General features: G+C 32.4%; 8 protein-coding genes. All 8 read right to left on the bottom strand.

The features are described 5' to 3' along the window. Positions 1–3: 3 nt before the first annotated feature. Complete coding sequence (locus K8Z87_RS04335) at positions 4–1,644, bottom strand: MFS transporter (RefSeq protein WP_227476258.1); 1,641 nt, start codon at positions 1,642–1,644, stop codon at positions 4–6. Positions 1,645–1,646: 2 nt separating this feature from the next. Further along, positions 1,647–3,098, bottom strand: coding sequence for a glycoside hydrolase family 30 protein (locus tag K8Z87_RS04330; RefSeq protein WP_227476257.1), 1,452 nt, complete (start codon positions 3,096–3,098; stop codon positions 1,647–1,649). A gap of 56 nt (positions 3,099–3,154) precedes the next feature. After that, entirely contained in the window at positions 3,155–4,444 is a 1,290-nt protein-coding gene (locus K8Z87_RS04325; protein ID WP_227476256.1) for a glycosyl hydrolase family 17 protein, read from the bottom strand. Between the two features lie 11 nt (positions 4,445–4,455). Continuing rightward, positions 4,456–7,914, bottom strand: coding sequence for a hypothetical protein (locus K8Z87_RS04320; protein WP_227476388.1), 3,459 nt, complete (start codon positions 7,912–7,914; stop codon positions 4,456–4,458). A gap of 229 nt (positions 7,915–8,143) precedes the next feature. Beyond that, complete coding sequence (locus K8Z87_RS04315; RefSeq protein WP_227476255.1) at positions 8,144–9,073, bottom strand: glycoside hydrolase family 16 protein; 930 nt, start codon at positions 9,071–9,073, stop codon at positions 8,144–8,146. Positions 9,074–9,083: 10 nt separating this feature from the next. Further along, entirely contained in the window at positions 9,084–11,012 is a 1,929-nt protein-coding gene (locus tag K8Z87_RS04310; RefSeq protein ID WP_227476254.1) for an Ig-like domain-containing protein, read from the bottom strand. A gap of 7 nt (positions 11,013–11,019) precedes the next feature. Further along, positions 11,020–14,181 (bottom strand): glycoside hydrolase family 2 TIM barrel-domain containing protein, encoded by a 3,162-nt coding sequence (locus K8Z87_RS04305; protein ID WP_227476253.1) that lies wholly within the window; start codon positions 14,179–14,181, stop codon positions 11,020–11,022. Between the two features lie 300 nt (positions 14,182–14,481). After that, positions 14,482–17,400 carry a helix-turn-helix and ligand-binding sensor domain-containing protein gene (locus tag K8Z87_RS04300; protein WP_227476252.1) on the bottom strand — a complete coding sequence of 973 codons (2,919 nt, stop codon included), beginning with the start codon at positions 17,398–17,400 and terminating at the stop codon, positions 14,482–14,484. Positions 17,401–17,470 lie beyond the last annotated feature (70 nt).

The following is a 17,470-nucleotide window of genomic DNA, read 5'->3' as shown; positions in this document are numbered from 1 at the left end:
TTATTATAACTCTCCTCGGCGCTTAACTAATTCTATTTTAATTTCTCTTGATCTGGTTTCATTTAAATTATATTTCCACATAATCCAAACAGCAATAGCTGCTGTTACAGCTGGTATAACAATATCTGCTATTCGCAACTTTGTCATTGTTTCTGCTGTTTGAGATACCGCACCTTCGTCGAAACCAACTAAACTTAAAATTGCTCCTCCAAGTACTAATGCAATAGCTTGACCTAGTTTTACAAACCACCAGTATATTGCACCAAAAGTACCTTCTTTACGAGGCATTCCATTTTCAAGTTCATCTAAATCACACACATCAGCAGTCATACTCATCATTAAAGTAAATAAGCCACCTAAACCAAAAGCCATAAGCGGAATAGGCACAAACATTAACCATGGACCGCCTTGACTGGAATCCATACTAAACCATGACATACCAATACTATCTAAAAAAGGATTGATCGTATCGAATATTGATGCTACAAAATTATTTAATCCTACACCAGCACTTGATTGATTAAATTGTGCGTTTAAATCATTATCAAAACCCCACCATTTAAGACAGTAACCAATAATAGAAATCACTGTAGAGATAATAAAAGCTTTTCGTTTTCCCCATTTGTTAGCAATACGAGAAACGATAGGAATAACCATAAAGGCTGTTATTATTGCCGTAAGTGAAGCAAACCAAGCTGGCCAAGTACTTGCTAAGCCATAATCCCCATTGTATATATAAAATACAATTATGAAGAAACTAAACGAAGCCACTATTTGAAATCCATTGAATACTAAAAATGTAGCTCCACATAACTTCATAAAAGGCTTGTTTTTAAACACTTCCTTTATACCTTGACCTAACTCTTTAAAATTAGACGATAATGTTTTAAGACCTATTTCTTTTCTGTTTTCCATTTTTCCAGCATCAAGTCCTTTACAGAATATTGCTGGTAAAATACCAAGGACGGCACAGACTAAACCTACTATTAATGATAATTTACGAACTCCTGTTCCTTGTAGTTTTTCGGTTGTTATTTTTTGTAATTCATCACCTGTAAGCCCCATTTCGCCAATACTTCTTAATACTTCTTCACTTATAGGAAATACTGTAGGATCTGCAATAACTACCCAAAACCAAGGCACTAACATCCAAGCAATTTGTCCAACTGTGTTTGCAAATGCCATTAAGCGAGTTCGTTCGTTATAATCGGTAGTCATTTCATACCCTAAACCTACCAATGGCGTGGCATACATTGTGTTTCCAACAAGAAACAATAAAGACATTAAAAGAAAATACCAAAAATTAAACATCACCGAATTATCTTCACTCAATTGGAATAAAAGCGCGAATAGTATACCACTTAAAACAGCACCGATAAAAATATATGGTCGGCGTCTACCCCATTTAGATTTAGTGTTATCCGAAATAAAGCCCATTATTGGATCCGTGAGAGCATCAAATATTCTAGGTAAACCTCCTAGTAAACCTGCCAACCATGGATCCATACCAAAAGCAGTTACTAAAAAGAACATAAAAACGGCTAATGCTCCTGGTAATAAATTTAGTACTAAATGCCCTGAGCCAAAGGCCATTTTTTGTCCAAAAGGAACTTTGTCTTGTTTTGCTGTTTTTACATTTGACATAATTATTTAGTATTAGTTGGTATTATAATAGTTTGTATTGCTTGTCCTTTAATTTGAACATTTATTGCTTTTTCATTTAAACTTAAATTGAAATCTTTTGTTTGCTTTCCTTCATTAAAAATGACAACTGCAATTGAACCATCAGGGTTCTTTGCCGCTGTTACCATTATATCTTCATCCGAATTTTCAACATCTAAAACCTCTGCACCAGGGCGTATATATTTACTAAAATGAGCCATTGTATAATACAAAGGCGTAAAATATACTTCGTCTGCATCTGGATCTACAATTACTGGTGCTACACACCAATTTTTAAACCAGTTTGGTCCACCTTGACGATCTAAAACCATATTCCAATCGACCCATCCATCTACCCAATTGTTTAGGCAACCTATAATATCTCTTGCATAACGATTTACCGGAGCATATTTAGGGTGCAAATGTTTTTGATGTTCTGGTGCCCAATCCCAACCCCAATCTGTGGCTTCTTTAGACCAGTACCATATGTCATCTTTCCACTTTGGAACTTCAGAATCTACACATCCTTCTGTTTCTATTAAATATTTATTTGGTGCTTTATTGTGTGCATATTGTAAAGCTTCTGGAAAGAAATCGTACGTACTCTCATACCAATGTATAGCTGTACCATCATAGTATTTTGAAGATTCTTCAGTGGCATACATTACATCTACCCATTCTTTTAATCCTTCTCTATTTTGATCGTAACCCAAAATAATTTTGTCTCCTTTACCATCAGCTTCTAACTTTGGCCCTAAATGGTTCTGCACAAAATCTGTCATTTCTTCTGGGGTAAAGTGCATACTCTCCCAATTATTGCCATTGCCATGTGGTTCGTTCTCTACAGTGAAACCCCAAATTGGTATATTTTCTGCTTCGTAAGCATCTACATATTTAGAAAAGAATAATGCCCAAGTATCGTAATATTTAGGTAATAATTTTCCACCAACCCAATCGTTATTATCTTTCATCCAAGGTGCTGCTGTCCATGGCGAGGCAAAAATTTTAAAACCATCTTCTGATGCAGACATAGCATCTTTAATCATAGGGATTAAATCGTCCATATCATCCTCAATCGTAAAATGCTCTAACATAAGATCATCTTCTACTGGCGAATATGAATATTGGTTTAGAGAGAAATCGCAAGAGTTCATATGTGTTCTTGTCAATGAATAATTGGCGCCATCTTTAGAGAAGTAAGCTTTTAATATTTTATCACGATTTTCTTTACTTAATTTATTTAATAAATACGCAGAAGATTCTGTAAATGCCCCACCAAAACCTGTAATGGTTTGCAATTTTTTATCTGATAAAATCTTTATACTATCTTTAACTTTCTCTGGGCTAAAATCAGTGATTTTAGTCAGTTTATTTCCGCTAGCAGAAGTTTCATAAACCTCAACTATTAACTGTTCTTGTTTTTTGCTACAACTCATATTTATCAATAAAAAACAACAAAGAATATATAGTAATAGTCTCATAATTATAATTATTAATGCGCCATAATTTCATTTAATGATGGTGGCGCCAAAACATTTTCTATTAAAAGGTCTTTATTACCTTCATAAGTTTTTAGTATTGGGTTACCATCTCTGGTTAACCCTTTAAATGTGGCTTTATCTACCAAATTCCATATTGGGTATTTAGCTTTTCCATCTATGGTAAATAATCCAAAATGATTCTCAGATCCGTTAGGGTTTTCAGCATCTTTCCATTGCTCATTAAAAGCTTCAAAATAAAAACAAGAAATTCCTGCTTCATTTGTCCAAGCCCTCATTAGTTTATAATATAACCCTTGTTTGTATTCGTCCGTTGCCTTTGATCCATTAGAACCATAAAACCCATTAGACACACTAGCCCAACCCGTTTCTCCTATATGAATTGGCTTGTTAACACCTATACTTTTCATATAATTTTTAACACTATCGTATTGACGTTTTGAAAATTCGATAGCGCGCTCCATGGCTGCATCAATTTTCTCGACTTTAGATAATGATTGTTCTGATTGCGGCACTCCCCAAAATTGAGGATTATAGTGAGAGTTGTGATACGGATAAGTATGCATAGAGATATAATCAACTGTCTTAATTAGCTTTTCTAAATCTTCAACATGGTATTGATCTTCTCCACCTCCCCAAGATGCAAAATCATCTGAACTGGTAATCCATAAATCTTTAGGTAATTTTTTGTTTTTCTTTAATTCTTGCAGATGATTAACCCATTTTAAAATTACATTAGGTTGCACATAATAACTAGCCGCCCATTTTACCATAGCTTCATTACCTACCGCTATAATTTTTACAATATCTGGATATTGATTTGCTAAAGCTACTGCTCTATCAATTTCTGCAGCGTTATTAGGGCTTTCAACATCATGATTTGGCGCTTGATCTGTCCATGCATTTAGGCAATCTATCCATGCGCCTAACATTACATACATTTCAAAAGACGCATCTTCTTTTTTCAACTCATTAATTGCTTTCAGTAAATTTGGTGCTTGTTGAAGTTGTACATTATAAGTTCTAATGATTTTTATACCCATAGCTGATAATAATTTCATATCGCTTTTGAGTTCTTTTATTGTAGGTTGGCTATCTCTGGATTTTTGACGATAGCCGCCATAGGATATTGCTAAATAATTAGGGTTTCCTAATATATCTTTTGCATGTAATGTCTTCTGTTTTTTCACAGTATCTATTTTACTTTCTTTAGCTGTATTATTACATGAAAACACTAACAAGACAACAAGTATACTTCCTATTACTGTTATGTGATTTTTCATGATTTTGCTCTTTATTTTTTTAATGAAACTATAATTTTATCAATGCTTCCTGTTCTCTTAAATACCGTTTCACTTGTAGCTCTATCGAGTTCTAAACCGTCAAATTCCGATACCTTATTGTTATTATAGCTTACTAATACACCATTTTTATTTTCTAATTGATATACAATTGGCACTTGACAATATGTAAAACAGATGGATTCTGCTTCTAGGTTTATTGTTTTAACATCATTATTAATCGCTACATACTTAAAAGATTTTGGTTCACTTAAAAACTCTTCTCCTCGAAGTAATTTTGGATTAAATTGTAGTTTTCCTTCTTTTACAAAAACACCAAGTTCTCCAAATCTGCTTAAAATATCTTCTTTTACTTGACCTGTCATTCCTGGCTGTTGTGCTCCTTTACCTGATGGCGTATGCGAATATGGATCTGTTGGAAATGCACCATATAGTTTTGGCGATTTATGCACACCAATACCTTCATTAATTTCGTAATAATGATCTAATAAACGTCCTATAGTGATTTCGTTTTCATTATTTGCAACAGCTAATAGGCATGTTTCTTGAACACTTAATAATAATTTTGAAACCATGTGCCAGTATATTGAGCCTAGTCCTTCATAACCGAAAAATGTTCCTGATCTTCCTGTAAATGATTTATGATCGAACATTGCTTCAAACACATCTAATAGTAAAGTTTTATCTTTTTCTACTATATTTTGATAGTCTTCGGGCAATTCAACCAAAGCTTCTTTTAAACGTTCTGCATTATTGAAATTACCGTTAAAATGATAAACTCCTAAATTGTCTTTTTCTATAATTTGACGATTTCCATCTTCTAATAATTGCTGTAATAATTTAGATTGTTTAACAGCATCTGGTGGTATATTGTTTTTATCTACAAAACGCGGTAATTCTTTATCTGGGTATAATAAATAGCTGTATTGGTCTGGTCTAAACAAATCGCTACTACGCATTGCATTTAAAAGTTCTAGTGAAGCTTCTCCAGAAATATAACCTGAACTTAAAACAGCTACTTGTCCTTCTAACATTTTAGGTAAGTAAGAAATAGATATCTCTGAATCGCTTTCTACCGTCATTAAATTATAAGAATGAAACAGTTTGTCGTTACGTTTATTTGCATCAATTGAATGCTCTAAATACACTCTAGAGATATCTAAGAATTGTAATAATTCTGATTTTGAAATTTTTACTTTATCTCCTGTAAAGCTATTATCGTAAACATAGATTCTATAATCACTTCCTGCCGTACCTAGACCATCTAATACTGTTTTTCTATCTTTATCTGACACACTACTTTTTAATATGTGTTGATTATTATTAAGTGTTTCGAGAACTTTTTTGAAAAAGACATATAGTTCTATTGAGATTGTACTCTTATCCTCAGGCATATTGTTTACAATCCTTTCAAAAAAGTGTAAAAAACGTCTTAAATAATATAAAGTTACCATAGATACTCCATTTCCTACTAAAGCATTATTAGCATCATTCCATTCTGGTCGTTGTGTGTTTAACCAAATACCTCCTTCAGGAATAAAGTTTGAAAGTTTAGCCAATACTGTAGCTAATAATTTCTCTACTAAATTTACTTTATGAATAAAGAAATTTTCATCTCTTAGTAAAGCTCCATCAACACCTAATTCTTTACGTTTTCTTTGAATATTAGTGTCAGATTCATAATCAAATTCTATAGTATCTTTTGGATTAATTAAAAGGTCTTGATATTTTTTAATTCTATATGGCACATTAGCATATACAAAAACATCTTGATTAAAATAATGAGCTAATCTATTAGGGTAATGATCTTCAATAAATTCTAAAAACTTTAATAAATAGATGATTTGATGATCTCCCCAATAACCAATGTACGACCAAGGATTATCTGGCTCAATAGTTTCCCAGTCAAACCCATCTTTTGTTACACGATACGGATTGTAACCATCAAAAGTTGAGGCATTCAAGAATTTATGAATCATACTTTCAATAAATTCTGGGTAAGAATGTGCTAAGGCCTCCCAATTTTGAAAAATATCTCGCCAATTACCTTCGTAATCTAATATTTTAGATCCATCGACTTCACTTCTAGTATTAATAGAAAATTTATTCCATGGACGACTAGGATCTCCGTGCCTTCTACTAAATTTTAGTGGTAAATATTCAAAACAAAGACGTTTAAAGTTTTTATCGTCATCATTTTTAGCAATGGTTTTAATGTGATTTAAATCGAATACATTTGGTAATTGCTCTAAGAATTTACATTTTTTGCGATATACCTTTTTATTTGCGTTTGCAATATATTTTATAAAGTCAAACTTTTCGATGTTATAATTATCGTCAAAAATTCCGCCTCTCATTATATTGAAAAGCGTATTTGAAAAATGCCGTGTATTACGTAATCTATTTTTACTGATTTGCATGGCATCAGATGCGCCTGCAAGTTCTAAAAGGTGTTTTGTTCCTAATTCTATAGTCTCTTGAACAGCATCAGTTAAGTTAGGGTGATGTTTTATTTTTTCGGAAATATTAGAAATATCACTTCGTGTTTGATTGACATTAGCTATAATCATCCATTCATTAACTTCTTTCGCTTCTAAGTTTAAATCTGTAATTATAAAGTACGCGCCTTTTTCTGCTTTTATATCCGTTTCTTGCTCAATAGCTTCTCCTCTTCTAAACTTATTTAATTGCAAAGATGAGACTAAATACTTAGGGTTATCTATTCCTAATGACCATACAATACTAGATTTTAAAGCCTCACTTGGTTCAGCTTTATCTACTATAATAGCACTCAATGCAAAAATACCAATACCAGTATCTGCTTCTAATTCGTTCTTCTTATAGGCATCAACTAAATTGCTTCTCCCATTTTGCAGATCTTCTCCTACGCCATAAGGCACAATATTTTGTACACCATCTAAAACACTAACATTAGCGGATGTATCTGCGTTATTAATTAGAGTTGATTTTTTTACAAAACCAAATACATTACTAGAATTCCATTGGTATCTATACGTCAGTTTTAAATCATCATTAATCTCCTCAAAAACAACTTTGTTACCATAATTGTTTTTATATAGATTTCTTTTAATGTTATAGACTCCTTGATATTTATCTGAAAAAGGTTCCCACAAATAGGTTTTATCTTGTTTATGAACTTGAAGTATTGTTTTGCTTCCTGTTATTTCTGATGATTCTGTAATTTTATCATCAGTGTAATATGGGAATAATGAATTTTCAGCATCTTTTCTTCCTGCTGATAATCCTCCATTGCTAGAAATAAACATCCAATGGTTAGAATTACTAACAAGACTCATAAAAAATGGTCGCATTTGATCGCTATTAGATATCTTATAATATATTTCGTTATCAAAAGCAATTAGCTTGCCTTTAATTTCGCGCTCATCAAAAGACGCTAAATTATTACCTATATAAATTGGATTTTTACTCATTATATCTTCAGTAACCTCTATATCATTTATTATTTTACTTGAGGCTTTGTACATAGTTATTATTAATCACTTAATATTCTACACAGCTATTCTTTATATATTTACATAATATCTTAATAAAAGGCCGAGTTATTTAATTCTCGACCTATTTATTAAAGTGTTTACTATTATATAATTTAGGGTAGTTCGTGTTTTTTTTGACTAAAAACGTCAGTCTTATTTGTTTCTTTTACTCATATATTCTAACATAATCTACTAGCATTGTCTGTGGGAAAACAGTATTAGCATCAGGGCTACCAGGAAGATTTCCACCAACAGCTAGATTAATTAATATATAAAAAGGTTTATCAAAAACCCAAGTTCCGCCTTGTTCCTCAACATCAGCCCTTGTAATTGTTGAATACACAGCATCATCTACATACCAATTAACGCTGTTTTGAGTCCACGTTATACCAAATACATGAAAACCAGTATCAAATCTGTCATTAGGAATTGTATAACCTTTACTAATACTTTCTCCTGCCGAGAAACCAGGACCATGTACTGTACCAAAAACTTCTGTAGGTGCATCACCGATATATTCCATAATATCAATTTCTCCACTATTTGGCCAAAGAATATCACCAGGCTCATAAAGTGGGCTGGAAGAATCACAAATTACATTATTCCCCTGAAAAGCTTGAGCCTCACAAAAATCTGAGCCTAACATCCAAAAGGCAGGAAAAAGTCCTGTTCCTGTAGGTAACAAAATGCGCGCTTCAAATCTACCAAATTGTCGCTCTATTCTGTTACGTGTTTTTAGCCTTGCAGAAGTGTAACGAGAACCGTTAAAGTCTTCTTCATTGGCTGTAACTACAAGCATACCATCTTGTACAGTTACGTTTTCAGGACGATCAGTGTAATATTGAAGTTCATTATTTCCCCAACCATCATTTAATGGTCCTACGCCTGTATCAAAACTCCAAATATTACTGTCAGGCAGACCATCTACATTGAACTCGTCTGAATTTACTAACGTGTTAAAATCTCCTGTCACATCTTGGGTTTCATCTTCAGAACAACTAATAAGTGTTATCATTAAAACTCCAATAGCCAACACAGACATTATTTCTATCCTATTCTTAATTATCATTCCTTTTATCTTAAATATCTTTTTCATTTTTCTTTTTTTAATTCAAAATCTGTATGTCATCATAATAATATACACTTCCATCACCAGGTAGATTAACGATAAACTCAAAGAACACTACAACTCTAACAAAATTTGCTGATGTATTCATACTACTAAAATCCCATTCTAATTCTTCCCATTGATTCATAGTTGTTGTATTTGCATCTAACTCTATTCCAACCGAATTATCTGCATTTTCTAAACGCACTCTAATAGGTATCCCTGTTTTAGGAGAAAGCACTTTCATCCTAAAACGTTGTGAAGTTGAGAAATCTATAGGCGCATCTAAATTTAGTACTGTACCCGCAAAGAATTGTGCGCCTTCCGTTTTAGTTGTTCTTATAACAGTATTTGTTGGATTAATACCGCTAGGCATTGGATTAGCCTCAACGGCTGAATCTGCTCCTTCAAAACCAAATATCCCGTAATCCAAACTTGCTTCAAAACCTATTGGTAGCTCAATTTGTGTCGCAGCAGAATCATCTACATTTGGTGTAGGTTCTATTACTTCAGTGTAGTAATACACATTATCTACATATATGTTTGAAATTGTAGCATCAGAGATAAAGAATAATAACCCAACATTATCTCTACTATTTAAGCCTGTAAAATCGGCTAAAGGGACATCGAAGCCTGACCATTCATTTGATAATAATTGATCTCCTGTTATTGTAAAATCTCCCGAAATTTCATTACCTCCAACATTATTAATGATTTGTAATCTTATAAAATCTCCTGGATCTATAGCTTCTTGGACATTTATATCTACATGTAAATGTGTTCTATTAGTTATATCTAAGGTTGGGACATCTATAAATGTTCCTATCCCTACAAAGTTTAATTCTGTATAACTTATAATGTTATCCCCATTAATTGAAATATCATCTTGACCTAATGTTGTTTGAAATGGTGCAAAGAACCCGTTAAAAAAATCAACTGGCACATTATTATAGGCATCGCTAAATAAAGATGTTACATTTTCTTGTGCTCTGGTTGGCGTTGGAGCAGGCGTAAATTCACCTAAAGATTCTAATGTTAAAGAACCTGCTGCTTCAATTCCATTTAATGTCGCTGTAATCACTGTTGTTCCGGCGCCTACTACAGTTGCTACTCCTGCTTCATCAACTGTTGCTACATTAGGGTTTGAAGAACTAAATGTATAATAAGCCGATGCTACATTTACTGTTGCATCTTGGCCAGATTCTAAATTAAAAGTTTCTACTAAGCCACTTACTGTTGCATTTGCACCTATAAATGTTTGCTGAGTAACATCTTGTCCATTAAAAATTGCTGGTCTTGGTTGTCCTATTGTACCTGTAGTTTCGAATCTTATTTCATCCATCCAAAATGTATATCCAAAGCCATTAGTACTATCAGTCCCTGCAGAGAAAATAAACATCCCTTGTTCTTGAACCAGCTTAGAAGCATCTGGTATTGGAATGGTATACTGCCTCCAATCCGTTGATAGTTCTATATTTTCTAATCCTACAGCAAATCTGTCTTGAATAAAGTCTGTACCAAAACCTACTAAACCAATAGTAGCTGTAGTCGATCCTCTAGCCCAAAATGTTAATGCATCGTATTCTGTTAAATTTCTTCCAGCTCCACGATCTCTGAAAATACCTCCTATAAAACCACCATCTGGGTCGTTTGGCGAAGGCACATCTATTCTAATAGAACTTGAGCCTAAAAAAGCTACATCATCATCAGTCCCAAAACCATTAGGATTTGCTCCATCAGCTGGATTAAATGAGATAAAAAATTCATCTGTTAGACCCACTGGAGCATCAGTATATACTTCTGCTGTATTTGGAAAAAGTGCTTCAACAGCATCGTCAGAAATATCTCTTTCGCATCCTAAATTAAGAAACATCACAGCTCCTAATACTAGGCAAATTATAGGTTTTATATTTTTTATAGTTTTCATAACTTAATTATTTTCCGATGTTAATATGCACATAAGTTCTTATTTCCCACTCAGATCCATTTCCGAAACCAACTGGACTCAACGGTGGATCTCCAAACTCTGGAGCCTGTAATGGTAAAAATCTTGGCGAATTTTCATCTAAAGATCTCCACATTCCTCTTATGCCTACTTGTGTATTAGGCAGAATGAACCAATCTGGTTTCCCTAATGTTGTAGAAATATCTAATGTTAATTGTGTTGGGAATGTTAAGTTAAAATCTCTATGGTAATCATATGGTCCCCAATCATTAAATTTAGCTTCTGCTTGTACTTTCAATTTTTTATAAAGCATTCTAACATCTCCTCCTCCACGTCTTATTAATCGATCACTGTCTCCATTAGCCTGACCATTTCCATAATAGAGGTTACCAATAAGTCCTAACTCTGGTGATATTTTAGATACTATTCTTGAATTTACTTCCCATAAATCTTCTGCTGGCGCGGAGGTAGGAAAAGCAAAGAATGTACGAGTAGCTAGGAAACCGACATGTGCATCTTGTGCCGTTGGATGATGACGATATACAAAACCGAGGTTCATTGCAAATTTTGCATCTTCTGCCCTATCATTATCCCATTGGTACATCCAAGTTCCTGGCGTAGGGTCATAAGTTAAAAGTATTTCTCCTGCAGTAGTTTCTCTATTACCTCCACGAACTGCGAATGGATCATCGATAACATTTCTCAATCTTCCTGGCGCATTAACATCATTAGGTATTGCATCTACCAAAGGCTGTTGCCACAAAAAATTAGGCGCTATTTGAAAATCTCCCATAGTATAAGTAAACCCTGTTAAAAGCATGTTTACATTACCACTTCCACTATCTTTTAACCTCCACCCTGTAAAGGTTTGGGTTTGATCTGCACCTCCATTAGCTACTAGACCCATAATAGATCCTTGAGCATACCAGTTGAATAAGCCTCCCTTATATTCTATTTTAATTTTTCCACCCCAATTATCACCAGATCTAATTCTGTCTTCAACTATAACACCATTATCATCAATGTCCTGGAATGAAAGTCCATTAAGCGGGCTTCCTCCCCATATACCACCAAAAACAGTTTTAAATTTTCCGAATTCTCTTTCTAAAACTAATGTTGCTCTCTCTGAAGGAAAAGCAGGAATAACACCACTGGCAACTTGGTTAGCATCTAAAACACGTCTTCCTGAACTATCAAATTCTAAATCTGTTTCAAAATCTCTATGATAAATGGCTGTAGCATCCCAATTTCCAAGTTTTCTTTGATACTTGAAAAGCATTGTTGGATTTGCTCCCCACCATAATTGAGGACCTATAGCTCCTTTAAAACCACTTAAATCTCCTTTAGCTTCAAACTCAGCTCCTAAAATTTCACCACCATAAAGATCTAGATTTGGACCATAGTTTGCCTCTGGATATAAACCGAAGAAATCTCCTTCATATCCCCAATGGTAATGCCCTGTTCTAAAAAATCCTTTTAAATCAAAGTACTTATTTTTCCATTCGTACTCAGCTTGATATACTTGTACTCTATTATTATCAGCTAATATTACATCACCATCAGGTCCATCTACTGTAATTGGGCGCGCTCTGTTTTCATAAAAGATTTCATTAATAGGGTTTTCAGCAACATTACCTGTAATATTAAATGTTACACTAGCACGCATATTTGGAGCTGGATTAGCTTCAACACCAACGTAATAAGATTCTAGATGATCAAACCCTAATTGATTAGGAAAAACATTATCATCTGGATCTGGACTCTCTGGAGTAGTAATTAAACTCCCGCCTGTACTAAATGTAGAGAATTGAGCTGATAAACGACTTAATCTTATTTTTTGAGAACCTCCACCTCCAAGCGCCGCTTTATCACCTCTAGCTCTTAAAACCGCATCTGTAATATTAATTTCATCAAAATGTTGATTTAATTTATTACTATTAGCATCGATAGCATAAGGATTAAATTTATGTGCATCTTTTAAAGCATAATATGCCGCACGTGGATATAATGTGTATAATCCTCTAGCGTCTGTAGGTCCTTTTGCACAAATACCAAACCACTCCTCATTCATGTTATTATCCGTCTCTTTTGTTTGATCTCTGTAATATCCTCCATTTGCCCACGAGGCTGTATTATCATGTATGTCTAGATTTTCGGTTTGTTTGTATTTCCACCATCCGTCACTAAATTGAAATGTAAATCCACCTAATGAGTTATTTGCTAATCCTAGACCAGCTGCATTAGAATATATATCTTTCCAATTTCCTAAATTATAATATGTTTGAGAAAACTGGTCTTCCTTGTTATCTCTTGCATTGAAAGCATCACCACCAAACTCAGCAAATAATATAGGCTTATCTAATTCATCCTTAACTCTCTGAAACGCATCACCAAAGGAAACCCCACGATACATATTTGTACCATAGATATCTATATCTTTACATTCTTGGGCTACCAAATCTAAATACAGTAAATCCCCATTACATATTGCCACAGGGTGCGTTGTATCTAATTTTTTTATTTCTAGTGTCGCATCATTAAATGCTTTATAAAGCGCTCTTGCAGCGGCAATTTTATTTGGGTCATCTGATCCTTCAATAGGAATATCCTCTGTTTCTGCCGTAGTCCAGGATAAGTGATAGTTATTTTCATTACCTAACATATATAATAACAGCCCTGGAGTATCTTTATATTTATTAGCCATATCGGTAGCCTCTTTCATCAATACTTCTCGGGTAGCCTGATCCGCATAATTTGTTTGTGGCACCCAAGCTCCTTTAATACTTAAACCGTACGCACCAAAGGTTACATTGAGCATTGTATATATCCCGTAATTCTCATATATATATGAGATCCATTTTGGCGGTAACTCATAGGTTCTTATGGCATTAACTCCCATATTTTGCAACAATAACATCTCGGCATCTAAAGCTGCTTTTATAATGTCCTCTGGTCCATCAAAAATACTTGGCCCAGGAATCGTTGTTCCTATTGGTACATAATCCCAGTTAACCCCATTAATTATAAATGGTTCTCCATCGACTACTAATTTCATTCCTGTATTATCATTAACAACCGAAACATTATTCGATTGAGCAAATACAGAGGTAGTAATTAAACATAAAAGTAGTCTCAATACATTTTTTCTCATACTATTATTTTTAAAATTGATGATTGTTATTATTTCAAGTTGGATATCAGCTTATACACTATATATCTCTGATATGTAACACTTGTAAATTTAATCTTATGTATTATGAATTTTATAAAATACACCTCAATAAAAAGTATACATCACAATATTTATACGTATTTTTTACCAATACATCAAAAAAACCTTGGTTTTATTAAGAAAATCATTACCTGAATAAGCATTTGGTTAATGTTTAAATTTTAAAATTCATAGATATGTATTGGTAATGTTGTGTTAAAACACATCAATGTTGATGTATTATATTTCGAGTATATAATTTGTTAAGCTAGCTTCATGCGGTAAATCCATTTTTTTTCGTAATCGATATCGTTTCACTTCTACACTTCTTGAAGAAATATTTAATAATGGTGCAATCTCTTTAGAAGACAGGTTAAGCCTAAGATAGGCACATAATTTAAGATCGTTTGGTGTTAAAGTAGGATGTATTTTTTTAATTTTCTTTAAAAAATCTTTATCTGCATTATTAAATGCCTCTTCAAAAAACTTCCAATCTTCTGTATTGTTTATGTTTTTATCTATAATGCGTATTACATTTTTTAATCCTTTTATATCTTCTAACCCTTTAAGCTCGTTTTTAATATTATTTAAAAATTCATTCTTCTTTATAAGGTTCATTGTAGATATACCTAATTCTCTATTCTTACTTTCTATATCTTGATGTAAGTTTTGGTTTTTAAACTCCATTAATTGGCGTTGATTCTCTAATTCTTTAAATTCTATCTCTCGCTCTTTAGTAGCAAGTAATTTAGCTCGCTGACTTCTATAGTACTTAATATTAATATATTGTACTAATAATACAATTAAAACAAAACCAATTATATATAATGCTACCGCTAAAGGTTTAAGGTACCAAGGCTTTTCTATTGTAAATAAAAAGATAGCGCTGTTGTTAGATAATTGGTTACCGATTTTAGCTCTAGCTTCAAATGTATAGTCTCCATGAGGTAAATTTTCGAATAAAATCTCTGAATTTGTAGACCAAGAACTCCAATTATCATAGATACCTAATAATCGATATTGATATAAGGTTGGTGAAAGTTTATTGAAATTAGCTATGCTATAGTTGAAATATATATTATTATTATTGTTTTCTAAACTTGCTTGTTCTTCTAACTCTAATGGAAGCATTTGGTTATGTAATGCATTGTATGATATTGTATTTAATTTAATTTCTAGATTTGTTTGTTCTATTTTATTTAAATCAATAATCAGATAACCTTCAGTTGTACCCATAAGATAAACTCCTTCTTCTAAATACACTAAATTTTCATACCCTGTTTTACTTTTCCTAACTTGACTAGGCAGAAAGAGCTTATTTATTTTAGGTTCGTTAGTTAATTTACCTGGCTCTATATATATAATTTGATCTTCTGAGAAACTCCATAGCTTATTGCCATATGTGTCATTTACAAGTTTGCCTGAAATATAATTTGATTCAGTATACAGTGAACTCAGTATACTATCTTTTTTAAATGATTGATCTAAAGTATTGTATTTGAATATCCCGTCATTATATGCATACAATAAATTACCATTATAATTTATAAGACTAGAGCTAACTCCTTTATCAATATCTTCCTTTTTGTAATTAATAACTTCTGAAAAGTCCTGGTTAATTTTTAATTTATAAACACCTTTATACTCATGACTAACCAATAATTCTGATGGAGATAAAAACTCAAAATACCTTGATGAAATATTGAACCCTTTTAATTTATTTCTAAACCTCCATCTGTTATTAAATGTTTTTTCTAGTATACTAATGCCTTTGTAATTACCTTGAATTAGCAAATTCGGGTTTTCTTCTATTTTTTTGATTACCCATGTTCCTTTTTCTTCTGAAATTAAATTAGCATTGTCTTTGTCTACTATAAATGTTCCTTTATCATGACCACATAATAAAGAACCATCAATAATTTGCAAATCCCAAACCTGACCTTCAGTTCCATTTACAAATTGAAACTTAGAATTAGAATTTAACGACCTATAAAACAAACCTTGGTTGGTGCCTAGATATAAATATTCATCGATTTTTATGGAAGTGTAAATGGTTCCTAATACTCCTTGACTATCTCTATATACTTTAAATGGAGAATTTAAGTTTAGCACATTAATACCATTATCTAACCCTAACCAAATATTACCAGATACATCTTCAAAAACCGATAGCACGGTATTGTTACTAAGCCCATTAGGTTGATCCATTTTTAAGATTACCTCACCTTCTGCATTTAAATGTATAACACCATTAGATATGGTGCCTAATATAAAATCTCCGTTAGACAGTTTTACACTATTATAGACACTTACCGTTTTTAAAAATTGGTTAGATGTAATATTCCACTCTGTAATTACTTGATTGCTATACTCATAAAAACCGTCTTCTTTTGTTTGAAAAAGCAAGCTGTTATCATTATAAAAAACATTAATTATTTCTTTATTAATAATGCTTTGAGATGATGCCACCAATATTTCGTTACCGTTTTCTATTTTATAAATACCATCACCAATTTTTTGAAAATAGATAGTATCATCTACTTTATACATTTTAACAATCCTAGTATTGGAGTCTATAATTCTATAACTAAAGTCTTTAGTATGATAAATGTAAATTCTATCTAAGGATTGAAATAAAACCCAGTCTTCTAATGCAATAATTTCCCAAAATTCTTCATCTTCAATTAACTCATGTTCAAAGTTTTCGCTTAAAGATTTATATTCAAGTAAGCCATACTTATTTCTTTTCCAGAAACCAAAATCCATATAGCTCCCAGTATATATTTTATCTTCAATAACTTCTACGGATCTTAAAATAGAATTATTAGGCGTACTATACAGCTTCCATTTAGCTCCATTATACTCTAGTAATCCTTTATTATTTGCTACATAAATAATTTTATTAACATCTTGAGATATAGACCAGTTTTGGTCATCTGCGCCGTAAGTTTGAGGTGAAAAATTTTGTAACGGAGGCAATTCTTGACCTATAACATTTAAAGGAAGGATAAGAAAAAGACTTCCAATTGCTATCGCTTTGAATTTGAATATTAAATTAATATTATAAAAATATGTAATGAAAACTGTTTTTGGTAGTATTTGTATAGATGAATATAATAATACAACTATAAAGAATAATGTAAGTAAATTAAAAATCATTTTTGTAGCACCTATGTTGTAGGTACTAATGTATAAAAAAACATTTATTAGTAGGACTTAAAATACATAT

The organism is Winogradskyella immobilis (assembly GCF_021887715.1).
GTDB classification, from domain to species: Bacteria; Bacteroidota; Bacteroidia; order Flavobacteriales; family Flavobacteriaceae; genus Winogradskyella; species Winogradskyella immobilis.
The sequence above is the reverse complement of the archived record's forward strand: the minus strand, read 5'-3'. Positions and strand labels throughout refer to the sequence as shown.

Bases quoted from the DNA above. Each gene is read 5' to 3' on its own strand.
- K8Z87_RS04335 (WP_227476258.1), bottom strand. From the start codon at position 1,644: ATGTCAAATGTAAAAACAGCAAAACAAGACAAAGTTCCTTTTGGACAA.
- K8Z87_RS04330 (WP_227476257.1), bottom strand. From the start codon at position 3,098: ATGAGTTGTAGCAAAAAACAAGAACAGTTAATAGTTGAGGTTTATGAA.
- K8Z87_RS04325 (WP_227476256.1), bottom strand. From the start codon at position 4,444: ATGAAAAATCACATAACAGTAATAGGAAGTATACTTGTTGTCTTGTTA.
- K8Z87_RS04320 (WP_227476388.1), bottom strand. From the start codon at position 7,914: ATGAGTAAAAATCCAATTTATATAGGTAATAATTTAGCGTCTTTTGAT.
- K8Z87_RS04315 (WP_227476255.1), bottom strand. From the start codon at position 9,073: ATGAAAAAGATATTTAAGATAAAAGGAATGATAATTAAGAATAGGATA.
- K8Z87_RS04310 (WP_227476254.1), bottom strand. From the start codon at position 11,012: ATGAAAACTATAAAAAATATAAAACCTATAATTTGCCTAGTATTAGGA.
- K8Z87_RS04305 (WP_227476253.1), bottom strand. From the start codon at position 14,181: ATGAGAAAAAATGTATTGAGACTACTTTTATGTTTAATTACTACCTCT.
- K8Z87_RS04300 (WP_227476252.1), bottom strand. From the start codon at position 17,400: ATGATTTTTAATTTACTTACATTATTCTTTATAGTTGTATTATTATAT.